Source organism: Thermocrispum sp. (assembly GCF_002919275.1).
GTDB classification, from domain to species: domain Bacteria; phylum Actinomycetota; class Actinomycetes; order Mycobacteriales; family Pseudonocardiaceae; genus Thermocrispum; species Thermocrispum agreste.
Genome location: NZ_PKFA01000018.1, coordinates 1 through 24,854 on the forward strand (window position 1 = coordinate 1; position 24,854 = coordinate 24,854).

The following is a 24,854-nucleotide window of genomic DNA, read 5'->3' on the forward strand; positions in this document are numbered from 1 at the left end:
GGGGGCACCGGCGCCTGCCGGGCCCATCGGCTGCACCGGCCCCGGCGCCATCGCGGCGGCCTGCGCCTGCTGCGGCAGCGGCTGCTGCGGCAACGGCTGCCCGTGCGGATGCGGCTGCCCCTTCGCCTGCAGCTGCGGGTCGCCGCTGGCCACCGCCGCGGTCGCGCCCGGCTTGGCCAGCGGTGGCTGACCCTGCAGCACCGGGGCCTGGGTCGTCGCCTCCGGCGGAGCGCCCTGCGGCGGAACCTCCATGTTCTCCGCCACCCCGGTCTGCGCGCCTTCGGCCAGCGTCGGCTCCGGCTCCTCACCCGGCTTGCGGCCGGAGTGCTTGCCGCCACCCGTGGTGGCCCTGCTGAGCGCCTTGGCGCCCGCGTAACCCACGCCGGCGCCCAGCGCCGCAGCACCCAACGCGGAACCCGCGCTCGGACCGTTGCCCTGGCTGGTGATCTGCGCCGTACCGCTGGTGCTCACCGGCTTGTCCGTCGCCGCGCCACGGTGACCGCCGTCGACATCGACACCGCCGGCCACGCCGCTGCCGCCGCTGCCGGCGCCACCGGAGTAGCCGCCCGCGAAGCCCAGCTGGCCGGCGTTCATGCCGCGCACCTCGCCGCCGATGCTGCTCAGCGAGGTGGCTTCGCCGCCCGCGCCGCTGAACCCGGACAGGGTGCCCCGCACGGACGTGCTGCGGTGGCTCTGCTCGACCGGCTTGAGGCCGATCGACTCGGGGGCGAAGCTCGGCGTGGTGCTGTCCACCTCGGACATCGCCTTGGTGTAGGCGTTCATGTAGCGCTGCTGCTCCTGCTGCACCGCGCGCGCCTCGTCCGCCTGCTTCTTCATGTCCGCCGCCATCGCGGCCGGGCCACCCGACAGGCCTGCGGCCAGCGCCCGGTCCAGGTCGAACTCCTTCGGCGGCGGCATCTTCTTCACCTCGGCCGCGGCCGCCGCCTGGTCCTGCATGCGCTTGCCCATGGTGCGCGCGGCGTCCGCCGCCGTGCTGGAGGCGTTGGCCACCTCGACCAGCGCGCCCTGCGCGGCACCGGAGGCCTTGCCGACCCACGCGCCCGCCAGCTCGGTGATCGCCTCGTACAGCGCGTCCGCGGCGTCGCTGAGCCGCTTGCCCTGCGACATCCACAGCGCGCCGAGCTCTTCCGCCGAGCCGGGGTCGTTGTTGTTGACCGCGCCCTCGTACAGCTCGCGGCTGGAGTACGACGGCCAGTTCGGCGGATTGGTGATGGCCCGGTCGTCGCCGTACATGAAGTCGTCGCGGTTGCGCTGCGCGGACCGGACCAGCTGCTCGGCGGTCGAGGTGTCGCCGAGAACGTCCGTCGACCGCCCCGCCCCGTGCGGAGATCGCCCGCCGGGCACCTGCGGCCGGTTGTCATCGGATTCGTACACGGTTCCCCCTGCTCCTGAACACGAAGGACGACTGGCTGGGCGGGTGAGGCGTCACATCTGCCGCCGGAAGGACTCGGCACCCGCGGCTTCCATCTCCTCGTAGTTCTCGATGGCCGCGACCAACGCCCGCTCGACCTTCTCGTAGTGTGCGTGCAAGTTCCGCAACGCCTGCTCGTACGAGTCCTCGCTCCCCGCGGCACGGTTGGCGCTCTTCCTGGCCATCGCCGTGCCAACCGGGTTGGCGCCCAGCTTCGGCTGGACGTTGAGCTCGTCCACCGCACGCAGCAGGTCCTCGACCTCGTCCTTGCCTGCACGGATCTTGTTCAGCACGGTCCTGGCGGCATCCGGATCGATGCCGATCTGGCCCTCAGCGGCCGCCCTGGCGAACGCCTCCGCGTCTGCGAGGGTCTTGGCCATTGGTCACTCTCCCCTGTTCCCCAGTCCGCGCCCCGCAGCGCGGCTCGTCGTGTTCGCTAAGGTTAACGCACCGGTTGTGCCGATATGACGGTTTCTCTGCGATCAGGGTTCCCGATCGCCATCGAATTGGCAACGCCGTTGCGGCAGCTGGCACCTGCCTGCCGCAATCGCGTTCACGCCGCGTACACCTTGGGGTCGAGCAGGCCGATGAACGGCAGGTCCCGGTAACGCTCCGCGTAGTCCAGCCCGTAGCCGACCACGAACTCGTTGGGGATGTCGAAGCCCACGTAGCTGACCGGGACGTCCACCTTCACCGCCTCCGGCTTGCGCAGCAGCGAGCACACCTCCAGCGAGGCCGGGTTGCGCGTGGCCAGGTTGCGCAACAGCCAGGACAGGGTCAGCCCGGAGTCGACGATGTCCTCCACGATCAGCACGTGCCGCCCGGTGATGTCGCGGTCCAGGTCCTTCAGGATGCGCACCACGCCGGAGGAGGACGTGGACGATCCGTAGGAGCTGACCGCCATGAACTCCAGCTGGGCCGGGATCGGCAGGGCGCGGGCGAAGTCCGTCATGAACATCACCGCCCCCTTGAGCACCCCGACCAGCAGCAGATCCTCGCCTTGCGCCACGATGCCGCAGTAGTCGGCGGCGACCTTGGTCGCCAGTTCCGCGGTCTTGTCCTTGATCTGCTGTTCGGTGATCAGCACCTTGGCGATCTCGCCCGCGTAGGGCCCGGTCGCCACACCCGGCTGGTCCCCTCCGACGTTCATCCGCACTCCTCGTTCACCCGTTCGCGTCTGCCGGCCAGCGTCAGCCTGCCATGTGCCCTGGCGGCCACCAAGTCCCCGGGGAGCCACACTCCCCCTTGCCCCCGCCATCGGCTCACCAAGTCGTCGACCGCGCGCAGGTGCCCCTCGCTGAGATCGCGCGCTCCGCGGTCGAGCAACCACCGGCGCAGTGCCCGGCGCCGGATCGCCGCGTGTGCACCTTCCAGCGGCCCGACGGCCAGCTCACCGCCGGGCAGCCGCGCGGCGGTGAGCAAGTCGCCGGCCAGCGCATCCAGGGCTTCCAGGTCCTCTCTGACCTGACGGGCGGTCCGGGCCAATGCTCCCGCGACACCGCCCTGCAGAACATCGTCCAACAGCGGGATGACCTCGGTGCGCAGCCGTACCCGGGTGAAGGCGGGGTCGGCGTTGTGCGGGTCCTGCCACGGCTCGACCCCGAGTTCGGCGCACGACCGGGCGGTCACCGACCGCGGCAGGTCCAGCAGCGGCCGCAGCCACGGCGGGTCGATCGGCCGCATGCCCGCGATCGACCGTGGCCCCGAGCCCCGGCCCAGGCCGAGCAGAACGGTCTCCGCCTGGTCGTCGAGGGTGTGGCCGAGCAGGACCGGCATGTGCGGCAACGCTTGGCGCAACGCGGAGTACCGGGCCCGCCGGGCCGCGGCTTCCAGCCCGCCGGGGCCGTCCACCTCGACCGGGACGACGCGCGCGGTGGTGACGCCGAGTTTGCGGGCGACCTCGGCGGCGGCCTCGGCGATCTCGGCCGATCCCGGTTGCAAGCCGTGATCGACCACGACGGCGTGGGTTTCACCGGCGATCGCCGCAGCGGCAGCGGCCAGCGCCAGTGAATCCGCTCCGCCGGACACCGCCACCCCCACCGGCCCGGACACCTCCGCCTCGGCCAGCACTGCCCGCACCGCGGCGCGGATCTGCATGGAAGCCGGGCCCGCGCGCCCGGGCTTGCCACCCGGCGCGACGCTGGGCGCGATCCTCACGGGTTGATGCGACGCAGCCATGCCTCTGGTTCGGAGATCTCCGCTCTGGTCGGCAGGGTGTTCGGCGACCGCCACACCGCGTTGAGGCCTGCCATGCCCGCCCGCCGGTGCACGTGCCGGGCGAAGGCGCCGCCCTGCTCGTACTGCTGGATCTTGGCGTCGACCCCGAGCAGCACCCGCAGCAGCCGGTCCAGCATGCTGCCGCCCTTGCGGCGCGCGGTGAATCGGCGGCGAATCTTCGCCACCGACGGCACCACCTGGGGGCCGACCGCGTCCATGACGAAATCGGCGTGCCCTTCCAGCAGGGTGGACAGCGCCACCAGGCGGTCGAACGCCTTGCGCTGGCCCGGCGACTGCATGGCCTCCACCAAGCCGAGCGTGCCGCCGCGCGCGGACCGGATGACGTCCGGCAGCCGGGCGAAGAAGTTCGACGGCACGTCGTCCATCCCGGCGATGAACCGGCCCACCTCGTCGACGAAGTACTCGGTCAGCCAGGACACGGCGGTGAACTGCAGCCGGTGGGTGGACTCGTGCAGGCACACCCACAGCCGGAACTCCTGCGCGGGCACGCCCATCGCCCGCTCGGCGTGCACGATGTTCGGCGCCACCAACAGCAACCGCCCACCGCTTCCGTCGCGGCCGAACGGCTCGTACTGCCCGAGCACCTTGGTGCCCAAGAACGCCAGGGCCAGGCCGGTCTGCACGCCCGCGCTCCTGGGCATCATCCGCTTGCTCGCGACCGCTTCGGCCGCCCGCGGGTGGGACGCGATGGCGCGCGAGGTGAGCGCGTCCAGCCCGTCCGCGGCCGCACGCACCCACGACCGCCGATCCAGCACCGCGGCCTCCGGGATCGGCAGGCCTGCGCCCATCCCGGTCAGTTCCCGCACGTGGTGCTCGGCGGTGCGGGCCAGCCGAGTCAGTTCGGCCACCGCCTGCTCCGCCTCGGCGGGCGGCACCCCCGGCCCGCCGCCGACGAAGACCGCCGCCGTGGACGCGGCCACGTCCCAGTCGACCAATGCCGGGCCGGCAGGTTTGTCGTGGGTAGTCGGCTCACTCACAGCCTCGACGCTACCCGCTCACGAGCATCCGCAACCACGCAGCGCGCCCACGACGTCGTCCAGCGCGGGCCGGGCGACCTGCTGATCGGTACCGACGGACATCAACGCGAAGACCAACGTCGAGCCGCTTTCGGTGAGCACCGTGCCGGCCAGGGTGTTCACACGGTCCAGTGTGCCTGTCTTGGCCCGCACCCAGCCCTTGGCCTGCTCGGCCTGGCCGTCGACGTACCGATCGGACAGCGTGCCGGTGCCGCCGGCGACCGGCAGGCCGGCCAGCAGCGGACGCAGTTTCTGCGCCACCTCGTCGTCACCGGCCGCCGCGGTGAGGATGTCAGCCAGCAGCCGGGGAGGCACCTTGCTCTCCGGCGACAGCCCGCTGCCGTCGGCGATCTCCACGCCTGCCAGGTCGAACCCCGCCTCCTCCAGCACCGCCCGCACGGCCTTGGCCGCGCCGTCGAACGACGGCTCCTCGCCCCGCTCGGTGGCCACCCACCTGGCCAGGGCCTCGGACAGCACGTTGTCGGAATCGGTCAGTGCGATCGTGACCAGTTCCTCGACCGGGGGTGACTGCACCTCACCGAGGACGTCGGCGTCCTCCGAGACGTCCGGCTCGCCGGACACGGCCTGGGCGTCCAGCCGGGTGGCGAGCGCCCGCGCGGCCTCCAGCGCGGGCTCCAAGGCACGGTCCGCATCGAACCGGGTCGGGTCCAGCCGGCCGCCGTCCACCATCACCGGCTCGATCGGCGCCGCGTACGTCGACGGAGCATCCGACGGATCCCAACCGGGCCCGGTGGCCGGACCGCGGTAGGCAGCGGTGCTGACCCGCACGATGTCGACCTTGCCCCCGGTCGCCTTCCGGACCTGCTCGGCCAGCTCGTCCACCGTGGCGGCCCCTGGATAGAACGAATCCTCGGAGTCCTTCAGCACGGTCAGCGTGGGATCGCCACTGCCGACCAGGATCACCTCGCGCGGTGCGCCTTGCACCACACGCGTGGTCAACCTGGCGTCCGGGCCGAGTTCGAGCAGGGCCGCAGCGGTGGTCAGGATCTTGAGCGTCGAGGCCGGGGGCGACGCGAGGCCCGGGTCCTTCTCCCACAGCACGTCACCGGTCGACGGGTCCACCACGACGCCGGCCAGTACGCCCAGCGCCGGGTCGCCGACCACGGAAGCGAGCGCCTTCTCGACCCCGCCCGGGGTCGGCGGTTGCTTCGCCGTGGGCACCGTGATGGCCCTCGACAGGGTCATGGGCGCGGGTTCGTCCGCCAGCGGCTTGTTCGGCGCCCACGGCAGCATCAACCGATTGGCGACCGACGGCCGGGTCAGCACGACGGCGGCCGCCGCCAGCAGCACGACGACCACGGCGAGGACGACGAGCACCATGAGCCGCCGCTTCCGTTTGCCGCCTCCGGCGCCCTCGGGCTGCGGGTCGGGTTCCGGCTCCGGCGGCTGCGGCGGTTCGACCGCGGGAATGATGCGCGTCGGCATCTCGTGCAACGGCACGTCCGGCGCCGGCCGCGGCCGTGCCTGCGGCTGCTGCGGCTGCTGTTCCTGCTGCGGCGGACGTTTGACCGGGATCGGCTCCCCCGGCGGCCGCACCGTGCCGGGCGGATACGGCGAGGAAGGCTGGCGCGGCGCCGCGGCGCCGGGGTCCAGATCGACGGTCGGCCACTCCTCCTGCGGGCGGCCTGGACCACGCTCCGTTGTCACCTACGTCTCCCTCGCCACGCCTCGTGCATGCAACCACCCGGTACCTGGTCCACACTAAACACGCCGCGCGCCCGGCAGTGCGGGTGGGACAAACCTCCTCAAACGCATGAACGTACGGACACCCGGGCACGTTGCCCTCGCCGGCCGGCCGCGACGAAGGAGAAACATGGAGTTCGACGTCACCATCGAGATCCCCAAAGGGGAACGGAACAAGTACGAGCTGGACCACCGGACGGGCCGGATCAAACTCGACCGGACGCTGTTCACCGCCACGCAGTACCCGGCCGACTACGGCTTCATCGACGACACGCTCGGCCAGGACGGCGATCCGCTGGACGCCCTGGTGCTGGTGCAGGAGCCGACGTTTCCCGGGTGCCTGATCCGGGCGCGGGCGATCGGCATGTTCCGGATGACCGACGAAAAGGGCGGCGACGACAAGGTGCTGTGCGTCCCCGCCGAGGACCCGCGCACCGAGCACCTGCGCGACATCCACCATCTGGACACCTATCACCGGATGGAGATCCAGCACTTCTTCGAGGTCTACAAGGACCTGGAGCCGGGCAAGAGCGTCGAGGGCGCCAGGTGGGTCGGCCGCGCCGAGGCGGAGGCCGAGATCAGGGCGTCCTACGAGCGGGCCAGGCAGCAGCGGGCCGCCGAGGAAGGCGAGCCCGGCGAGGGCGAACAGCAGACCACCGGCGAAGCCTGAGCACCCACCGACGCGTTTTCCCTACTTCTCCTGGCCGCCCGGCCGATCGTCGGCGGCCGCGCCGAGCGCGAGCGGCGATCCCGTGCGCGTCCGCTGAACAATCCGTCCGACGTCACCGCAGCGCGTGCCGCGCATACCTCAGCCAAGAGAAGAAGAACCCCGGCGCAGCCGGTTCGGCCGGTCCGCGTCGGAGTTCTTCGCTGCCTTGGCTGCCTGCGGTGCGCTCAGACGAGGTAACCCGGCATGGGGAACTGGGCCAGCAGCTCCCGCACCTCGCCCGCGATCTTCTCGATGGCGGGCTCGTCCCCGCTCACCGCGGCCGTCACCGCCCGGTCGATCCAGTCCGCGATCTGCGGCTGGTGTTCCGGCTTCAGCCCGCGGGTGGTCAGCGCCGCGGTGCCCAGCCGGATCCCCGACGGGTCGAACGGCTTGCGCGGGTCGAACGGGACGGTGTTGTAGTTCAGCTCGATGCCCGCGCGGTCCAGCGCCTGCGCCGCGGGCTTGCCCCCGATCCCCTTCGACGTCAGGTCGATGAGCAGCAGGTGGTTGTCCGTGCCGCCGGACACCAGGTCGAAGCCGCGCTCCAGCAACGCGTCGGCCAGCGCCTTGGCGTTGGCCACCACGGTGTGCGCGTACTCGGTGAACGACGGCTGCTGCGCCTCGTGCAGCGCCACCGCGATGGCCGCCGTGGTGTGGTTGTGCGGCCCGCCCTGCAGGCCGGGAAACACCGCCTTGTCGATCGCCTTGGCGTGCTCGGCGTCCGAGAGGATCATGGCGCCCCGCGGGCCGCGCAGCGTCTTGTGCGTCGTGGTGGTGATGACCTGGGCGTGGCCGACCGGGGACGGGTGCGCTCCGCCTGCGATCAGGCCGGCGATGTGCGCGATGTCGGCCACCAGAACGGCGCCGACCTCGCGGGCGATCTCGGCGAACGCCGGGAAGTCGATGGTCCGCGGGATGGCCGTGCCGCCGCAGAAGATCACCTTGGGCCGGTGCTCCAGCGCCAGCTGGCGCACCTCGTCCATGTCCACCCGGCCGGTGTCCTTGCGCACCCCGTAGCGCACCGGCTCGAACCACATGCCGGTCGCCGACACGCTCCAGCCGTGGGTCAGATGTCCACCGTGGGGCAGCGACATCCCCATGACCTTGTCGCCGGGCTTGGCGAACGCCAAGTACACCGCCAGGTTGGCCGGCGAGCCGGAGTACGGCTGGACGTTGGCGTGCTCGACCCCGAACACGGCCTTGGCCCGCTCGATGGCCAGCCGCTCGATCTGGTCGATCACCTGCTGGCCCTCGTAGTACCGCTTGCCGGCGTACCCCTCGGAGTACTTGTTGGTCAGCACCGTGCCCGTCGCCTCCAGCACGGCCTCGGACACGTAGTTCTCCGAGGCGATCATGCGGATCTTGTCGTGCTGGCGCCGGGCCTCGGCCTCGATCAGGTTCGCCACCTCGGGGTCGGTGGCGGCCAGGGTGGAAATCTGCGGCTGGTGGGTCATGAGCTGAGCGTATCGTCCGCGGGCCAGGCGGTCGGCACCGTTGGGATCCGCACCACGCATCCGGTGGCCCGGCCCTCACGCGTCCGGCCGCTCGGCTTCCTCCACCAGCCGGATGCCGTCCCGGTGCCTGCGCGCCATCTCCTGGTAGATGACCGCGTTGTACTCCACCCAGCCCCGCTGCGACTCGCTCAGCGGCTGGATCCGCTTGGCGGGTGCGCCCATCGCGATCGACTCCGGGGGCACCTCGGTGTTCGGTGTCACCACCGCGCCCGCGGCCACCATCGCCTTCTTGCCGATGACCGCCTTGTCCAGCACCGTCGCGCCGTTGCCGATCAGCGCCTGCTCGCCGACGGTGCAGTCGTGCACCAGCACCTGGTGGCCGACCGTGACGTTCTTGCCGATCTCGCACACGCCCTCGTTGACGTGCACGACGGCGTTGTCCTGGATGTTGGCGCCCTCGCCGACCACGATGCGACCGAAGTCTGCTCGCAGCACGGCGCCGTACCAGATCGACGCGCCCGCGCCGACCTCGACGTCCCCGATCAGCGTCGCCGTGGGAGCGATCCAAGCGTCCGGATGCACACGCGGGGTCTTCCCCTCGAAGGAGTAGATAGGCATGCGTCTCTCCTATGCCACGCCGCTGCCGAGGTCAAGGCGGCAGCATGCCACCAGCAGTGTGATGGGGCACACTGGCCCGCGATCGTCGTCAGCCCACGCCTGGCTCGGAAGCGTGGCAGTCGACGCATCCGACCGGACGATCCCGAACCGGCGGAACTGCGCCAGGAATCGTGACGAACTGAATCAATCGTCCGAGCCGTTCGAGGCGTCATCCCGCGCCGGGCAGGCGTCGTGTGCGGCAAGCGCTGCCGCACACGACCTGGACCGCTGGGACGCCTTTTGGCGAGCACGACCCGCTACACGGCTGAGCCTTCCAGACAAGCGGCGGACGTCGCTGTCACAGCCTCCGGTGACTCAGCTGTGGACGAAGTCTCGCGGTTGGCAGCGAGCACCGGCCGGTCGGAGCGCACGGCGGCCCGCACCGTCAGGTGGATCAGCTGCGCCAGCACCACCAGCTCCCCGACCAGCAGCACGCGCTGAATCACCCCGCGCACCGGATCGAAGACACCGGGCAGGAAGATCGCCACACCGGTGAGCACCAGGACCACCACCACGAACCACGCCGCGGCCTGCAGCATCCGCTTGCCGTGCCCGAGCAGCCGGGCGACCAGCAGAGCGACGACCGGCACCGCGAGCAGCGCGACCGCCGCGGCGTAGCGGTGGATTTGCGCCGAGATCGACCCGGCACCGACCCGATCGGTGGGGAACAGCGTCACCAACACCAGCCCGACCGTGGTCAGCCACGCGCCCACCATGGCCACCCGGCCGACCGGCAGTCCGCTGCCGTGCAGCACGACGGCCACGCCGAGGCCGGCCACCGCCATGCTCGTCACCCCGGCCGGGAACATCCACCCCACCCCGGGAGCGAACACCGCACCGGAGAGCGTCTCGGTCACCGGCTGAATGGCGGCCCCCGCCAACAGGTGCAGCAGGAGCATGAACACGAACGCCACGATCACGCCGGTCATGCCGAGCAGACGGCCGACGGCCAGCGGGTGCGGCCACGCCGAACGGGTGACAGGGGCGGTGGCCGACCGGGCGGAAACGGGAGCCGCAACGATGTTCGCCATGCATCAAACGATGGCGAAATCCCAGGTCAGAGCCCATCCGGCAGGACAGAGACCTGGCGTTGGTGGCAGCCCCACCCGGTCTTCCGGTCAACCCCACCACGGCGGTGGCGGCAACCGGAGGTCGGGCGCGATCAGCTGGGCACGCTGATGCCGGGGATGGCCTTCAGCTCACCGAGCAGCGACGGGCTCGGCCGCACCGTGAGGTCCAGCGCGAGCATCGTCTCCTTCTTGCCGCCGACCAGCTTCAAGTGCACCGGAGTGTCGCCGCGGTGCACCTCCAGCGTGCGCTTGAGCTCGCCCACCACCGCGGCATCCAGCTTGTCGGCCGCCGCCTGCAGCACGAACGGCTCCTCCTCGGCGCCCATCTCGACCGCGGACAGATCGAGCGAGACCACCGAGCCGCCGAACACCGACATGCGCTCTTCCCGCCAGTTCACCCGACCCTTGACCACGACGGCGTTGTCCTCGTGCAGCTCGGCGGCGAACAGCGCGTACGCCTTGGGGAAGAACAGCACCTCGATGCCCGCGTCCAAGTCCTCCACCGTGCAGATCGCCCACGGCTCGCCGTTCTTGTTCACCCGGCGTTCCATGCTGGTGATCAACCCGGCGATGACGATCTCGCCTTCCTTGGGCGGGTCGGCCAGGATCTGCGCGATCGGTTTGGGTGCGTGCTTGCGCAGGATGCGCTCGGCGCCGTCCAGCGGATGCCCGGAGACGTACAGGCCGAGCATTTCCCGCTCGTAGGCGAGCTTCTGCTTGCGCGGGTACTCCTCGTCGGTGAACTTCAGGTGGGCCAGCGGCGAGTGGCCGGAGTCGTCGGCCGTCTCGGCCTCGCCGAAACCGCCGAACAGGTCGAACTGGCCCATGGCCTCCTGACGCTTGAGCGGCACGACCGCGTCGACGGCTTCCTCGTGGTTCTGGATCAGCGACAGCCGGGTGTGTCCGAGCGAGTCGAACGCGCCTGCTTTGATCAGCGATTCGATGACCCGCTTGTTGCAGACGACCAGCTCCGACTTGTCCATGAAGTCGGTGAAGGAGGTGTACTTGCCCTTCTCCTCACGGGTCTTGATGATCGACTGCACCACGTTGGCGCCGACGTTGCGGATGGCGCCGAGGCCGAAGCGGATGACGTCACCGACTGCCGAGAATCGTTCCACCGATTCGTTGACGTCCGGCGGCAGCACCTTGATGCCGAGCCTGCGGCATTCGGACAGGTAGACGGCGGACTTGTCCTTGTTGTCCGCCACCGAGGTCAGCAGCGCCGCCATGTACTCGGCGGGGTAGTTCGCCTTCAGGTAGGCGGTCCAGTACCCGACGAGGGCGTAGCCGGCCGCGTGGGACTTGTTGAATGCGTAGCCGGCGAACGGCAGCACCGTCTCCCACAGCGTCTTGATCGCGTCCTCGGAATAGCCGTTGGCGCGCATGCCTTCGGCGAAGCCGGCGAACTCCTGCTCCAGGACTTCCTTTTTCTTCTTGCCCATCGCGCGCCGCAGGATGTCCGCGCGGCCCATGGAGTAGCCGGCCACCCGCTGCGCGATCTGCATGATCTGCTCTTGGTAGACGATCAGGCCGTAGGTCTCGTCCAGGATGTCCTTGAGCGGTTCCTCCAGCTCGGGGTGGATCGGCTTGACTTCCTGCCTGCCGTTCTTGCGGTCCGCGTAGTTGTTGTGCGTGTTCATCGCCATCGGACCGGGCCGGTACAGCGCGTTGACCGCGGTGATGTCGTTGAACTCGGTGGGCTGCATGCGGCGCAGCAGATCGCGCATCGCGCCACCGTCGAGCTGGAACACCCCGAGGCTGTCGCCGCGGCCGAGCAGCTCGTAGGTCTTCTTGTCGTCCAGCGGCAGGGTGTCGAGGTCGATTTCCTCGCCCCGGTTGGCCCTGATGTTGTCGATGGCGTCACCGATGACCGTCAGGTTGCGCAGGCCCAGGAAGTCCATCTTCAACAGGCCGATGGCCTCGCACGACGGGTAGTCCCAGCCGGTGATGATCGCGCCGTCCTCGCGCATCCACAGCGGGATGACGTCCATCAGCGGCACCCGCGACATGATCACCGCGCAGGCGTGCACGCCGGCGTTGCGGATCAGCCCCTCCAGGCCGCGCGCGGTGTCGAAGATCGTCTTGACCTCGGGGTCGTTCTCGATCAGCGACCGCACCTCGGCCGCCTCGCCGTACCGCTCGTGGCTGGGGTCGACGATGCCGGACAGCGGGATGTCCTTGGCCATGATCGGCGGCGGCAGCGCCTTGGTGATCTTGTCCGCGATCGAGTAGCCGGGCTGGCCGAAGTGCACCCGGGCGGCGTCCTTGATCGCCGCCTTGGTCTTGATGGTGCCGAACGTGATGACCTGCGCGACCTTGTCCTCGCCGTACTTCTCGGTGGCGTACCGGATCATCTCGCCCCGGCGGCGGTCGTCGAAGTCGATGTCGATGTCCGGCATGGACACGCGCTCGGGGTTGAGGAACCGCTCGAACAGCAGGCCGTGCGGGATCGGGTCGATGTTGGTGATGCCCAGGGCGTAGGCGACCAGCGACCCGGCCGCCGAGCCACGGCCTGGACCGACCCGGATGCCCACGCTGCGCGCGTACCGGACCAGGTCACCGACCACCAGGAAGTAGGCAGGAAAGCCCTTCTCCTCGATGACCTTCAGCTCGTGCTCGGCCCGCTCGACGTAGCCGTCCGGGATGCCGTCCGGGAAGCGGCGCTTGAGGCCCTCCATCACCTGGTGGTGCAGCCAGGAGGCCTCGGTGTGCCCCTCCGGCACGTCGTAGCGCGGCATCAGGTCGCGGTGCGCGTAGACCTCTTCGTAGGACTGCACCCGCTCGGCGATCAGCAGCGTGGTGTCACACCCGCCCGGGACCTCGGAGTCCCAGTACTCGCGCATCTCCTGCGCGGACTTCAGGTAGTAGCCGTCGCCGTCGAACTTGAAGCGGTTCGGGTCGTTGAGCGTCTTGCCGGACTGCACGCACAACAGCGCCGCGTGCGGGCCCGCCTGATCCTTGGTGACGTAGTGCGAGTCGTTGGTCACCAGCGGCTGCAGGCCGAGCTTGCGGCCGATCTCCAGCAGGCCCTCGCGGACCGCGCGCTCGATCGGCAGCCCGTGGTCCATCAGCTCGAGGAAGAAGTTGTCCTTGCCGAAGATGTCGCGGTAATCCGCCGCCGCCTGCAGCGCCTCGTCGAACTGCTTCAGCCGCAGCCGGGTCTGCACCTCACCGGACGGGCAGCCGGTGGTGGCGATGATGCCCTCGGCGTGCTCGGCGATCAGCTCCTTGTCCATCCTGGGCTTGCGGTAGTAGCCCTCGATGCTGGCCAGCGAGGACAGCTTGAACAGATTCCGCAGGCCCTGGGCGTTCTCCGCCAGCATCGTCATGTGCGTGTACGCACCACCGCCGGAGACGTCGCCGCCCTCGCCGAATTCGTCGGCGTCACGCTGGTTGGTCTGGCCCCAGAAGACCGGCTTCTTGTGGTGCCTGCTCATCGGCGCGAGGTAGGCCTCGATGCCGATGATCGGCTTGATGCCCGACTTGACGGCTTGCCGGTAGAACTCGTCCGCGCCGTACATGTTGCCGTGATCGGTCATGCCCACCGCGGGCATGCCCAGCCGCTCCGCCTCGGCGAACAGCGGTCCGATCTTCGCCGCACCGTCGAGCATCGAGTACTCGGTGTGGACGTGAAGATGGACGAACGAGCTGTCGGACATCGCGTGACACTACCTCCCGCACCGCTCGTCTTCGGCCCGCGCGGGCCGGATCCTGCGGCCCTCGCTCGGCCGGATGAAGCCCCAATCTAACCGCTGCGGCGGCGCGCCCATCGACGCCATGCCGCGACGGATCGAAACCGGCAGGCGGACGACGGCCGACCGCTGGCCGACCCGCTGGGCGGACACCTCGCCTCGCGCTGGTAAAGCCGCTCCTACCTGGGAAAACAACGACAAGTGACGTGGCGTGAGCGAGTGTGCACGACCAGCATCCCCCATGTCGGGCGTGAGCGGGATCGCCCATGACGGGCATCGGTGATCCGCGGCGCGGCCGCCATGCGTGAATACCGATGTGAACTCGCCGCGCATCCGTGTGTTGACCATGCAGATCGCCATGGCCCGCCGCGAGCTGCAGCGGGCCCGGTGCGATCGGAACCCCGAGGCCGCTGCCCGGGCCGAACGCCGCATGAACGCTCTGCTCGACCAGTACATCGCGCTGCGCAGCACGACCCCCGCCCGTCAGGCTGCGTAGCTCGCCGGAGACCGTTCGACGCGTTCGGCAGCGTAGGAAGGGCCGGGCCCACGCCTGCCTGCCGCTCCCCCGGGGATCGACACCGTGCACGAGGCCTTCCTGCACCGGGCCCACGCCTACCTGCCGGACCGTGCACGACGCCTTCCAGCACCGGGCCCACGCCTACCTGCCGCTCCCCGATTCGGTACTCCCTCGCGCCCGAGTTCACCTGCGCGGTGCGTCGAGCGCCGGAGCCGTGAGGTACGCGGCGGCCGCCAGCCGCCCCAGACGCGCAGCCATCGCCGTCCGATCCGTCCGGCTCGTGCGTGCCGTCCCCATGCCGGTGGGACGGGCAGGATCCAGCTGTCCAGCTCCTCGACGGCGACCGCCGTCCCCATGCCGGGCGGGACAGGCCACAAACCACCGAATCGACTGGCCTCAATCCGCCGTTCGTCGTAGTACTTGTGACCGCTGTCACGAGCCGTTCTTACCGGCAGCCACTCTCGATCTCGGCCGCTGAACCGTCTGAGTGAAAGCCGCGCGATGGCGGAATACCGCGGCGTGAAGAAGGGCACACGATGCGCAGGGGCGGCACTTGCAGCCCTCCTCGTACCCGGCCTAGGGTTCGCGTCACGGTCCGATGCATGTGCAAATGTATCCCCACACACCACGAGGCAGAGCGATGATGGGGGTCATCACCGGAACACGAGTGACCCGCCTGTTCCGGCGGGAAGTCAGGCTGGATGCGCCGTCATTCGGCCCGGGCGAGGCGCGTCGATGACCACCTCGCCCGGACAGCCGGATCCGGTGAGCGCCCGGCTCACCGCCTTGATCGACCTGGGTTTCCAGTTCCTCCACCCCACCGACGCCCAAGGCCAGGTGCAGGCCGTGGTCGGCATCCGGGTGCACGACGGCGTGGTCGACGTCGTGCAGCTGCACGCCGAGGACGACGTCACGGCGACCCGCATGCCGGTGGACGAGCCGGACATCATGGCACCCTCGACCGTGCTCTGGCGCGAGCACGGAAACGTCACCACGGTCCTGGACGCGGTCCTGGCCCTGCCCGACGAGAGCGAGCACGCCGGTACGGGCACCGGCGTCTGGGTACCGGCGGGCGCCGGCCAGTTCCGGTTCCTCCGGTCCTGATCGCGGCCCCGGCAGGCACGGCCGGAAGTCGCTGTCACGGCGCCGAACGGTTCACCAACCCAGCGTCGTACGCCAGCAGGCCGGCCTGTGTGCGGTTCTCGCAGTCCAGCTTCACCAACATGCGCGAGACGTAGCTCTTCACGGTGGCCTCGGACAGGTGCAACCGGTGCCCGATCTGGGCGTTGGACAGGCCTTCTCCGAGACACTTCAGCACGTCGACCTCGCGATCGGTCAGTTCGCCGACCAGTTGCCGCGCCCGCTGCCGATGGCGTTCGCCGTCGGACGACGCCGCGACGAGACGCCGCGCCGCTTGCGGGGACAGCACCGTGTGCCCGTCGGCAGCTACCCGCACCAGATTGATGAGATCCTGCGGCGGGGTGGACTTGACCAGGAATCCCGCCGCGCCTGCGTGCAGCGCCCGCAGGACGTACTCGTCGGCGTCGAAGGTGGTCAGGACGACGATCACCGGGGGTGCGGGCATTGCCCGAATGCGTTCGGTGGCGACGAGCCCGTCCACGCCCGGCATCCGCAGGTCCATCAGCACCACGTCGGGTCGATGCCGACGGACGGCTCCCACCGCAGCTTCCCCGTCGTGCGCCTCCGCCACCACCTCGATGTCGTCCGCCGTTCCGAGGATGGTGGCCAAGTGCGCGCACACCATGGGTTCGTCGTCGACGGTCAGTACCCGGATCATCACGCAAGTCCTCCCCCAGTGGGCGCGGGCACGAAGTCGGGCAGGACCGCATCCACGGCGAAGCCACCGTCCGGCTCCCGGCCCGCACGCACAGTGCCACCGACCAGTTCCACGCGATGGCGTAAGCCTCGCAGGCCGAGGCCCGACCCGGTAGCCGCCAGCTCCGCGTCGCCTCCCCGGGAGGCGGGCGGGCTGTTGCGCACGACGACACGTACTCGACCACCATGGCGGCTGACCCGCACCTGCGTCCTGGCGCCTGGAGCGTGCTTGCGCACGTTCGTCAACGACTCCTGCACCACCCGGTGGACCGTGCGGTGCACAGCGGGCGACAAATCGCCGATGTCGCCGTCGTGCACGAGCTCGACCGGCAAGCCGACCGCTGCGGACTCCTCGGCCAACTGCTCCAGTGACGACACCGTGGCGGCTGCCTGCTCGCCCGGAAGGTCGGCGCGCAGCGCTGCGACCAGATCGGCCAGCTCGGCGAGCACCTGGCGGCCCGCATCGATCATGTGCCGCGCGGGCTCCCCCGGCAGGCGTTCGGCCCCGGCCAGCATCTGCCGGACCCGCTCGGTCACCACCTCGTGCATTTCCTCCGCCAGCCTGGCACGTTCGTCGGCCCTCGCCCGCTCGGCCAGCATCGCCTGCTCCCGTTCGGCGTGCTCCGCACGTTCGATCAGCTCCGCGATCAGCCTCCGGCGGGCCGCCACGTACAGGCCGAGTACCGCGGGCAGGCCGACCACCACGGCAGCCACCGTGACGACCGCCGGGTGCGGATCCCACGGTCTGGACGCGACCAGGAACAACGCCGCCAGCATCGGAACGGCGCGCCGCGGGCTGGCCGGATAGGCCGCTGCCGCATAGACCGCGACCGGGGTGATCACGGGGACGAACACCGTCACGGCGTCCCCCGGGAACCGGTCTGCAGCAACACCGGCGAGGGTCAGCACCAGCAACGCAACCGTTCCCAGGAACGTCGCCGCCACCAGCCACAGCGGACGCCGCTTGCGCAGTCCCACCAGCACCGCCGCCGGAAGCTGCACCAGAACCGTGATCGCCTCTGCCCCCGCCATGGTGGAGGCGGGGTGCGCCACTGCGGCGACGGCCTCCACGACGACCGTCGCCAGGACCGCCATCACCGCGGCGGGGACGTCGAACCGGCCGGTAGAACGCGTAGACCGCGCACCGAACGCCGTCATCGGGGCACCATCCATCCGGCCGAGCCGGTCGGCCTGCGCAGCACGCCGATCAGGTCGCGCAGTTCGTCGAGCGCCTTGGCGCCGGTGGCGCGCACTTCTTCCGCGGTGGCGCGGGTGTCTGCGTCCGGCGCGGAGACCGCGAGCGCACCCGCGTGCAGCACCATCAGGGTGAGCCGATGGGTGACGATGTCGTGCAGCTCGGCCGCGATCCTCACCCGTTCGTCGGCCCTGGCCTGCTCGGCGAGGAGTTCTTGCTCTCGCTCCGCTCGCCGGGCGCGCTCGGTCAGTGAAGCCACCACGGCCCGTCGCGCGCACAGGTAGAAACCGAACAGCATCGGCACGGTCAGATACAGCAGCCCGGTGGCCACCACGGGTACCGAAGCCACCCATGGCCGGGTGACGACTGCGGTGAGCAGCCCGATCATCAGCCACGCGCGTCGCCGGTCCTGCCGGTAGCGGCAAGCACCGTAGGTCGGCCACACCGAAGCCAGCGGCATCCACAGGTTGGTGAGGTCGTTCGAGGTGGCAAGGAGCCCGGGAAAGGCCAGCACACCAGCTGTCACCGTCACCACCGCACCGGCTGCGACCGCCTGCTGACCACCCGGCCGGGCCCGACGTACCGCCAGGAGCGCGGCCGCGACGAGCACGAACCCGAGCGTCCCGGCCAGGGCGTTCGCGCGCGGCTCTCCTTCGGGCAACAGCAGCGGCACGAGCACCGACAGCGTCGCGACCACACCCAATGCGGCACCGTCAGCCATCGCCTGACCACGGTTGCACCACCCGCCGGACCACGCGGTCCGGCGGTCCCTGCGCGTCGCTGCGATCATGCCGGTCACCGTATGTGCACCTGGTGCAACTGTGCGCCCATGCGCGGCAAGAGACCACCAAAGATGCACGCCAGGTGGACAAGGCGCAACTTTCGTCGATCGCGTTGCCCTCCAATGCGGCTGTTCACCGGCCGGTCCGGCGCGCTGAACTCGGTACATCGGCCAGGATCGACGACGAGGGGGACGATGATGATCAGCCGACGATGGCGCCCGTTCCTGGGCGCAGCCGCGACGCTCTGCCTGCTTGCCTGCCTCGTTCCGCCTGCGGCCGCGCAACCGGACGAGGCGGATGGGCCGATCGTGACCACCGAGTACGGCAAGGTACGCGGCACCTGGCAGGGGGCCACGGCCGTTTTCCAAGGCATCCCCTACGCCGCCCCGCCGACCGGGAAGCTCCGGTGGCGGAAGCCGGCCAGGCCCCAGCCCTGGGAGGGCGTACGGGACGCGACCAAGCCACCGCCCGCCTGCCCGCAGCATCCGGGCGAAGTCCCCGAGGGCAGCAAGAGCGAAGACTGCCTGTACCTCACCGTGACCACACCGGTGAAGCGGTCGGCGAAACCACGAGCGGTCCTGGTGTGGGTGCACGGCGGTGGCTTCTTCATGGGCACGGGCAGCAACTACGACGCCAAACGGCTGGCCGCCCGCGGAGACATCGTGGTGGTCACGGTCAACTACCGGCTGGGCGTGTTCGGCTTCTTCGCCCATCCCGGGCTTGCCGGGTCCGGGACGTTCGGCCTGCAAGACCAGCAGGCAGCGCTGAAGTGGGTGCGCCGCAACATCGCCGCCTTCGGCGGAGATCCGCGCAACGTCACCGTGGCAGGCCAGTCCGCGGGCGCAATGAGCGTGTGCGCCCAGCTGACTTCGCCGTCCGCGCGCGGGTTGTTCGACAAGGCGATCATGCAAAGCGGCTCGTGCGGCTACCGATGGCGGGACAACTACCACTACCGCAACGAACAGGCCTCGTCGATCTTCCAGCCGGTCGACGTCATGCGGCAACGCGGCGCCGCCACGGCAGCTCAGCTCGGCTGCGAGGGCGACCCGCGGACCGTTCTGGAATGTCTGCGCAAGCTCCCGGTGGATCGGCTGATGTCGGTGCAGCAGCACTTCATCCAACCCGCCTACGGCACGGCGACACTGCCGGTCGAACCGGAGCAGGCGATACGAAAAGGCTTGTTCAACCGCGTTCCGGTGCTGTCCGGCAGCACCAAGGACGAAGCCACCTCGTGGACGTCCGTCTACGACGCCGGGAAGCCGATGAGCGAGACCACTTACCGCACGGTGCTGCAGGAGACCTTCGGCGACGACGCCGACACGATCAGCGAACGCTATCCGCTGCACGACTACCCGACGCCGGCCAATGCGTGGGCGGCCATCGTCACCGACGATTCGTGGGCGTGCAGCCAGTACCGGATCACACGGCGCCTGGCCGAGCGCGTCCCGGTGTACCACTACGAGTTCGCCGATCCGAGCCCGCCGCCGCTCGGGCCCGAGCCGGGGATCCCGACGGGCGCGCAGCACGCCTCGGAGCTGTGGTACTTCTTCGACCTGCTCGGCATGGCACCGCCGTTGACCGAGGACCAGCGGAAGCTGGCGGAACAGATGATCGACTACTGGGCGTCGTTCGTAACCTCCGGCGCCCCGGATGCGACGGCGGGTAGCGTGCCGTGGCCACGCATGCGGCCCGGGCAGTCCACCGGTACGCAGCAACTCGCCCCAGGCTCCGGACAGATCCACCAGATCGATTTCGCCGCAGCGCATCAGTGCGGCTTCTGGTCGCAACTGCCGTGACGGCCGGACGACGGGCAGCAAGCCCGTGACCCGTTTCGGTGCAAGCGAATCTTGCGGTCTCGACCCTGTCGACATCGGCATGCCGTGCAGGTAGTGCCGGTGTGGACAGGGTCGGCCGGGAAAGGACGGGACAGATCCGTGGTGACGGGTGACAAGCCCGGGGAGGTATCCCGCGACATACCCGGTCCGGCTGCCTGCCGCGTGGGCCGAGCTGGGCAACGACGACCGCGCCGAATCGCTCGCCCGTTCCTTGCGTGATCCCATGCTGCGAGCCCAGGCATTGGCCCGGGTAGCCACAGCAGCGAGGACAGCAGGCGACGCCAGCCGAGCACGACGCCAGCTCGGCCAGAGCGAATCATTCGCCCGCGCCATCGCCGCCCCGATCACCGGGCAAAGACGCTGGCCGGGCAGGCCGGAACAGCGGCGACGACGGGAGACGCTGACCGAGCTCGGCACTTCGTCGACGAGGCCGATTGGCTCATCCGTAACTCCGTCGTCAACCCCATGTGGCAAGCACTGGGACTGGCCCGGCTGGCCGTCGTGGTGGCAAGGATCGGCGTTCTCGACCAGGCCCGGCACCTCGTCGACGACGTCAACGCCCTCGTGCCCTCCCTCGGCGACGCCTTCTGGGAACCCCAAGCGCTGACCAGACTGGCCGAAGCAGCAGCGGCGGCCGGTGACCGCGACCGAGCCCGGCACCTTGTCGATCGGGCCGAAACCGTCGCCGGCGCCGTCACCGACCCCGAGCAGCGGTCGGAGGCACTGGCCAAGGTGGCCGGAACAGCGGCGAGCACCGGCGACCTCGACCGGGCCGAAGGCCTCCCCGGCTCGGTCAGCGACTCCTCTGGCACGGACGGGCACTGGCGCAGGTCGCCGAGACCATGGCGACAGCGGGCTACCCCGGCCGAGCCGAAGCCCTGGATCACTCCGTCAGCGACGCCACCTGACAAGCACAAGCACCGACCCAGGTCGCCGCCGCAGTGGCCACGACGGGTCACGCCGACCGAGCCCGGCGACTCGTCGGCCACGCCGAAACCCTCGCCCACACCATCGCCGACCCCTGCTGGACGACACAGGTCCTGGCCCGGCTGGCGAAAGCAGCGGCGGCAACCGATGACCATGACCGAGCCGAATCACTGGCCCGTGCCATCACCGCCTCCGACGAGCAAGCACAAGCACCAGCCCAGGTCGCCGCCGCAGTGGCCACGACGGGTCACGCCGACCGAGCCCGGCGACTCGTCAGCCACGCCGAAACCCTCGCCCGTGTCGTCACCTGTCCATGGCGCACCACAGATTCGGCCGCTGCCGAGCGCAGCCCAGCGCTTCCCACGATGGCGGGATCGACCCTCGAGCAGGGCGCAAAGCTCGGGCTGGCTGGAGCAGTTCGCTGATCCCGTCGAAGACCTCCCGGCCGTCGCCGGAGGACGCGCAGTGTCGACCGTCAGGCGACGTCCGTCGGCACAGCCTCCGCGGCCTCCATGCGCGCCTCCACATCGACGGCGGGCGGCGTGACGGCAGGCACCTCGAACTTCCGCCGCCAGGCCTCAAGGTCACGGCGAGCACGATCGGCGTAGGCGGCGCGCCGCTTCCGGCGGGGCAGCCGCACGGTGAGCTCGGAGAACAGGCCGTACTGGATGTTCGACGGCTGGAAGTGGCGCGGATCCGACTGGGTCAGATGGCGTGCCAGGGCCCCGAGCGCCGTGGTCGTCGGCAACGGCTCGAACTCCTGGCCCGTCTCCGCGCGCCGCTCGAGGGCGACGTAAAGCGCCACGACGAGGCCGGCGGCAGCCGATTCGAGGTACCCCTCGACGCCGGTGATCTGGCCAGCCAGCCGCACCCGCGGTTCCTTGCGCAACCGGTACAGCTCGTCCAGGTGCAGCGGCGCGTTGATGAAGGTGTTGCGGTGGACCTGGCCGAAACGCGCGAACTTCGCGTCGGCGAAGCCGGGCAAGGTGCGGAAGACCCGCCGCTGCTCGCTCCACTTCATCCGGGTCTGGAAGCCCACCATGTTGAACTGGCTGCGGCTCAGGTTCTCCTGGCGGAGCTGCAGCACGGCGTACGGCTTGCTGCCGTCCGGCGGGGTGAGGCCCACCGGCTTCATCGGTCCGTGCTGCAGCACGTCGACCCCGCGCCGCGCCATCTCCTCGATCGGCAGACAGCCCTCGAAGAACAGGTTCTTCTCGAACTCGTGCAGCTCCACCACGTCGGCCGTGATCAGCTCCTGGTGGAAGGCGAGGTATTCCTCGCGCGTCAGCGGCACGTTGAGGTAGTCGTCTCCCTCGCCCTTGCCGTAGCGCGAGGCCCAGAACATGCGGCTGGTGTCGAGGCTGTCCGCCTCCACGATGGGGGCGATGGAGTCGTAGAAGTAGAGGTGCTCCGACCCGAGGATGCCCTGGATCCGCTCGGTCAGGGCGGGCGAGGTCAGCGGCCCGGTCGCCACGACCACGTCACCGTCGGGCAGATCGGTCACCTCGTGGCGCTCGATCGTCACACCGGGCATGCGCTCCAGGGTCGCCGTGATACGCGCGGAGAACTGGTCGCGGTCGACCACCAGGGCCGAGCCGCCGGGCACCGCCGAAGCCCGCGCCGCACCGATGACCAGCGAGCCAAAGGACTCCATCTCACGCTTCAGGAGCCCGGCGGCGTGCTCCGGGTCGTCCGAGCGCAGCGAGTTCGTGCACACCAGCTCGGCGCACCACCCGGTGCTGTGCGCGGGTGTCATGCGCTCCGGGCGCATTTCGTGCAGCACCACCGGGATGCCGCGCGCGGCGAGCTGGAAGGCGCACTCGCTGCCTGCGAGGCCGGCTCCTATGACGTGGACGGGACGCATTGCACGCATCGTCTCCAAGGTAGGCCACAGCCGAACGCACCTGGACAGCGGCGGTGGCGGCGGTCAAGCACGCCGGGCCCTGCCCGGCCCGGTCATGCCGAAGCCCCGCCGGTTCTGACTTCCTCTGCCAGGCCCGGCGGGGCTTCCACGGCGAGCCGCCTGCGGGAATCGAACCCGCGACCTATTCATTACGAGTGAATCGCTCTGGCCAACTGAGCTAAGGCGGCAACGTCCAACAGTGTAGCGACATGCGTCGGTGTGGATCAGCACCCCCACCCTTTCCCGCTTACCATCGTCCGGACGACGTGCGTGGGAGGCGAGAGTGCGGGCACGGGTCGTGGCGCTGACGCTCGCGGTGGGGCTGGTCGGCACTTGCGCTGCGCCCGCCGCGGCCGGTCAGCACGCCCTGCTCGGCACCGATCCCGCGACCGGTACGGACGCCCGCCCGGACGTGGGTGCGGCACTGGGCGACGCCGGCACAGCGGCCGCGCTGACTCGCCTGCTTGCCGGCTCGGTCCCTGACTCCTCGCTCCTGCCCCAAGCAGCCGACCTGGTGTCGCCGACCCGCTCGTTCGAAGGCGGCATCGGTCTCAGCACCGTCAGTGTCGACACCGGCGCCGAGCTGCCGTACGAGCGGGCGATAGCGCGAGCCGTCCCGGCAGGCACCGCACTGTCGGCCCGGGCCCCTGCCACCGGCGACAGCCTCGTCAGGACGGCGCCACCGAGCGAGGCCGAGCCTGCCCGCGGCAAGCTACCACCGGAGGAAGGCCCGCTCGCCGCGCTGATGCGTACCGAGCGGCTTGCCGGCCAGGTGCACGCACGCTGGAGCGTCGACCGCGGGCCGTGCGTCGGGCAGGTGGCGAAAGCCACGACGACCAGCGGTCCCATCTCGCTGGGCGCGGCGGTGGCGTCGCTGCCGGACGTCCCGTTCACCGAGCTCGGCCTTCCCGGCCGCATGCCGTCCGGAAGCATCGCCACGCTCGGCGGCCTGCTCTCCGGCCGGGCCGGCGAGGGCCCGCTCGTCCGCGTCCCACGGGGGTTGACCACGGTCGCGACGGTCGACGTGCTGACCGCCGCCAAGCGCCCCACGGTGCGCGCGACGTCACGGGTGGAGGCCGACCGCATCGACATCTTCCCGGGCAGCCCGCTTGCCATGACCGCCACGGTCCGCAACGCGCCAGCATTGACCGCGAACAGCACTGGAAAACCGGAGACCTCCCGCATCGTCCACGACACCCCGGTGGTCGAATTCAAGCGTGGCGGCCGAACCCTGTTCCGCCTGGACCGGACCCGCCCGGCCCGGGACGTCCCGATCGCTGTACCCGGACGCGGGTTCGCCCAGCGCGGGCTGACCAGCCAGCCGATCGTCGACGGATACGGCGTGGGAACCAACGGCAAGCCCGTGCGGTTGTCCGCCGCGAACCGGTCCCGGGTCACCGAGTTGTTCGTGCTCAGGCTGTCCGTGGGCGGATTGACGACCCGATCCGCCACGCTCGACGAGCCGTTCACCGGCCATCAGGTCACCGGGTCCGCTCGGCTGCTCGACGTGCAACTGCTGCCCACCGATGCACTCACCGATGCGCTCGAGCGTGACCACGAGCTGCCGTCGACGCTGGCGCACTTCACGCTCGGCGAGCAAGCCGTCCGGGCAGCCGCGCCACCCTCCGGCGCGCGGTGCGGCGAACCCGGTGCCGGGGAGGTCACGATCGCGGCCCCGCCCGACGAGATCGCCCCGGGTCGCTCGTCCGCACCGCCGATCCGCGTCCTGCTGTGGGGAGGTGCGGGGCTCGTCCTGCTCGGCGCGTATCTGCTCGCGGTGGCCCGGCCGCGCAAGCAGGACTGAGTCGTGTGCGCCCGTGTTCCGAGGTGCGCCGGTGGCCAGGACCGCGCACGCAGCGACTGGCCCACAGCGGCCGCCCAGCCGTG

The 24,854-nt window shown here is 70.4% G+C and carries 19 protein-coding genes and 1 tRNA gene; 5 read left to right on the forward strand and 15 right to left on the reverse strand.

The window, feature by feature from the left end; genetic code table 11:
* The 6 genes from CXP56_RS03740 to dacB all read right to left on the reverse strand — a co-directional run.
* Positions 1-1,395: WXG100 family type VII secretion target (locus CXP56_RS03740; RefSeq protein ID WP_286899831.1), on the reverse strand; the 1,395-nt coding region annotated here is incomplete at its 3' end.
* A gap of 51 nt (positions 1,396-1,446) precedes the next feature.
* Entirely contained in the window at positions 1,447-1,812 is a 366-nt protein-coding gene (locus tag CXP56_RS03745) for a hypothetical protein (protein ID WP_286899832.1), read from the reverse strand.
* A gap of 173 nt (positions 1,813-1,985) precedes the next feature.
* Positions 1,986-2,582, reverse strand: a complete 597-nt coding sequence (hpt, locus tag CXP56_RS03750; RefSeq protein ID WP_286899833.1) for a hypoxanthine phosphoribosyltransferase — start codon at positions 2,580-2,582, stop codon at positions 1,986-1,988.
* Positions 2,579-3,529 carry a tRNA lysidine(34) synthetase TilS gene (gene tilS / locus CXP56_RS03755; protein ID WP_038045721.1) on the reverse strand — a complete coding sequence of 317 codons (951 nt, stop codon included), beginning with the start codon at positions 3,527-3,529 and terminating at the stop codon, positions 2,579-2,581. Before tilS ends, hpt begins: the two co-directional genes overlap by 4 nt.
* A 56-nt stretch (positions 3,530-3,585) precedes the next feature.
* Positions 3,586-4,647: an Rv3626c family coenzyme F420 biosynthesis-associated protein gene (locus CXP56_RS03760; protein ID WP_038045474.1), complete on the reverse strand. Its 1,062-nt coding sequence runs from the start codon at positions 4,645-4,647 to the stop codon at positions 3,586-3,588.
* A gap of 18 nt (positions 4,648-4,665) precedes the next feature.
* A complete protein-coding gene (gene dacB, locus CXP56_RS03765) occupies positions 4,666-6,354 on the reverse strand; it encodes a D-alanyl-D-alanine carboxypeptidase/D-alanyl-D-alanine endopeptidase (protein ID WP_051310369.1) in 1,689 nt (562 codons plus the stop codon).
* A gap of 166 nt (positions 6,355-6,520) precedes the next feature.
* On the opposite strand from dacB, the gene CXP56_RS03770 reads away from it, so the two are divergent.
* Positions 6,521-7,060 (forward strand): inorganic diphosphatase, encoded by a 540-nt coding sequence (locus CXP56_RS03770; RefSeq protein ID WP_028848558.1) that lies wholly within the window; start codon positions 6,521-6,523, stop codon positions 7,058-7,060.
* 224 nt (positions 7,061-7,284) lie between these two features.
* Here the strand turns inward: CXP56_RS03770 and glyA are convergent, their stop codons facing one another.
* The 4 genes from glyA to dnaE form a co-directional block, all read right to left on the reverse strand.
* On the reverse strand, positions 7,285-8,553 hold the full coding sequence (gene glyA, locus CXP56_RS03775; RefSeq protein ID WP_028848557.1) for a serine hydroxymethyltransferase: 1,269 nt from the start codon (positions 8,551-8,553) through the stop codon (positions 7,285-7,287).
* Between the two features lie 75 nt (positions 8,554-8,628).
* Entirely contained in the window at positions 8,629-9,171 is a 543-nt protein-coding gene (locus CXP56_RS03780; protein WP_028848556.1) for a gamma carbonic anhydrase family protein, read from the reverse strand.
* Positions 9,172-9,467: 296 nt separating this feature from the next.
* Positions 9,468-10,241, reverse strand: coding sequence for a DUF998 domain-containing protein (locus CXP56_RS03785; protein WP_028848555.1), 774 nt, complete (start codon positions 10,239-10,241; stop codon positions 9,468-9,470).
* A gap of 131 nt (positions 10,242-10,372) precedes the next feature.
* Positions 10,373-13,939 carry a DNA polymerase III subunit alpha gene (gene dnaE, locus CXP56_RS03790; protein ID WP_286899836.1) on the reverse strand — a complete coding sequence of 1,189 codons (3,567 nt, stop codon included), beginning with the start codon at positions 13,937-13,939 and terminating at the stop codon, positions 10,373-10,375.
* A 349-nt stretch (positions 13,940-14,288) separates the two neighbouring features.
* Between dnaE and CXP56_RS03795 the strand changes: the two genes are divergently transcribed.
* On the forward strand, positions 14,289-14,468 hold the full coding sequence (locus tag CXP56_RS03795; protein WP_028848553.1) for a hypothetical protein: 180 nt from the start codon (positions 14,289-14,291) through the stop codon (positions 14,466-14,468).
* Between the two features lie 756 nt (positions 14,469-15,224).
* A complete protein-coding gene (locus CXP56_RS03800) occupies positions 15,225-15,593 on the forward strand; it encodes a hypothetical protein (protein WP_051310368.1) in 369 nt (122 codons plus the stop codon).
* 34 nt (positions 15,594-15,627) lie between these two features.
* On the opposite strand, the gene CXP56_RS03805 is transcribed toward CXP56_RS03800, so the two are convergent.
* The 3 genes from CXP56_RS03805 to CXP56_RS03815 are packed head-to-tail and all read right to left on the reverse strand — an operon-like array spanning position 15,628 to position 18,241.
* Positions 15,628-16,287 carry a response regulator gene (locus CXP56_RS03805; RefSeq protein ID WP_028848551.1) on the reverse strand — a complete coding sequence of 220 codons (660 nt, stop codon included), beginning with the start codon at positions 16,285-16,287 and terminating at the stop codon, positions 15,628-15,630.
* Complete coding sequence (locus CXP56_RS03810) at positions 16,287-17,483, reverse strand: sensor histidine kinase (protein ID WP_051310367.1); 1,197 nt, start codon at positions 17,481-17,483, stop codon at positions 16,287-16,289. The genes CXP56_RS03805 and CXP56_RS03810 overlap by 1 nt, the downstream gene beginning before the upstream one ends.
* Positions 17,480-18,241, reverse strand: coding sequence for a sensor histidine kinase (locus CXP56_RS03815; protein ID WP_156899317.1), 762 nt, complete (start codon positions 18,239-18,241; stop codon positions 17,480-17,482). Before CXP56_RS03815 ends, CXP56_RS03810 begins: the two co-directional genes overlap by 4 nt.
* A gap of 255 nt (positions 18,242-18,496) precedes the next feature.
* Here CXP56_RS03815 and CXP56_RS03820 point away from each other — a divergent pair, with 255 nt between their 5' ends.
* Complete coding sequence (locus CXP56_RS03820) at positions 18,497-20,098, forward strand: carboxylesterase/lipase family protein (protein ID WP_245566709.1); 1,602 nt, start codon at positions 18,497-18,499, stop codon at positions 20,096-20,098.
* Positions 20,099-21,539: 1,441 nt separating this feature from the next.
* Here the strand turns inward: CXP56_RS03820 and trmFO are convergent.
* Positions 21,540-22,937 carry a methylenetetrahydrofolate--tRNA-(uracil(54)-C(5))-methyltransferase (FADH(2)-oxidizing) TrmFO gene (trmFO, locus tag CXP56_RS03825; RefSeq protein ID WP_211227645.1) on the reverse strand — a complete coding sequence of 466 codons (1,398 nt, stop codon included), beginning with the start codon at positions 22,935-22,937 and terminating at the stop codon, positions 21,540-21,542.
* Between the two features lie 144 nt (positions 22,938-23,081).
* Positions 23,082-23,155, reverse strand: a tRNA-Thr gene (locus CXP56_RS03830).
* 95 nt (positions 23,156-23,250) lie between these two features.
* On the opposite strand from CXP56_RS03830, the gene CXP56_RS03835 reads away from it, so the two are divergent.
* The gene (locus tag CXP56_RS03835; RefSeq protein WP_286899839.1) at positions 23,251-24,771 is read left to right on the forward strand and encodes a hypothetical protein; all 1,521 of its coding nucleotides are present in this window, start codon (positions 23,251-23,253) and stop codon (positions 24,769-24,771) included.
* The last annotated feature ends 83 nt before the right edge of the window (positions 24,772-24,854 follow it).

Bases quoted from the DNA above. Each gene is read 5' to 3' on its own strand.
- CXP56_RS03745 (WP_286899832.1), bottom strand. From the start codon at position 1,812: ATGGCCAAGACCCTCGCAGACGCGGAGGCGTTCGCCAGGGCGGCCGCT.
- hpt (WP_286899833.1), bottom strand. From the start codon at position 2,582: ATGAACGTCGGAGGGGACCAGCCGGGTGTGGCGACCGGGCCCTACGCG.
- tilS (WP_038045721.1), bottom strand. From the start codon at position 3,529: ATGCAGATCCGCGCCGCGGTGCGGGCAGTGCTGGCCGAGGCGGAGGTG.
- CXP56_RS03770 (WP_028848558.1), top strand. From the start codon at position 6,521: ATGGAGTTCGACGTCACCATCGAGATCCCCAAAGGGGAACGGAACAAG.
- glyA (WP_028848557.1), bottom strand. From the start codon at position 8,553: ATGACCCACCAGCCGCAGATTTCCACCCTGGCCGCCACCGACCCCGAG.
- CXP56_RS03780 (WP_028848556.1), bottom strand. From the start codon at position 9,171: ATGCCTATCTACTCCTTCGAGGGGAAGACCCCGCGTGTGCATCCGGAC.
- CXP56_RS03785 (WP_028848555.1), bottom strand. From the start codon at position 10,241: ATGGCGAACATCGTTGCGGCTCCCGTTTCCGCCCGGTCGGCCACCGCC.
- dnaE (WP_286899836.1), bottom strand. From the start codon at position 13,939: ATGTCCGACAGCTCGTTCGTCCATCTTCACGTCCACACCGAGTACTCG.
- CXP56_RS03800 (WP_051310368.1), top strand. From the start codon at position 15,225: ATGACCACCTCGCCCGGACAGCCGGATCCGGTGAGCGCCCGGCTCACC.
- CXP56_RS03805 (WP_028848551.1), bottom strand. From the start codon at position 16,287: ATGATCCGGGTACTGACCGTCGACGACGAACCCATGGTGTGCGCGCAC.
- CXP56_RS03810 (WP_051310367.1), bottom strand. From the start codon at position 17,483: ATGACGGCGTTCGGTGCGCGGTCTACGCGTTCTACCGGCCGGTTCGAC.
- CXP56_RS03815 (WP_156899317.1), bottom strand. From the start codon at position 18,241: ATGGCTGACGGTGCCGCATTGGGTGTGGTCGCGACGCTGTCGGTGCTC.
- CXP56_RS03820 (WP_245566709.1), top strand. From the start codon at position 18,497: ATGATGATCAGCCGACGATGGCGCCCGTTCCTGGGCGCAGCCGCGACG.
- trmFO (WP_211227645.1), bottom strand. From the start codon at position 22,937: ATGCGTGCAATGCGTCCCGTCCACGTCATAGGAGCCGGCCTCGCAGGC.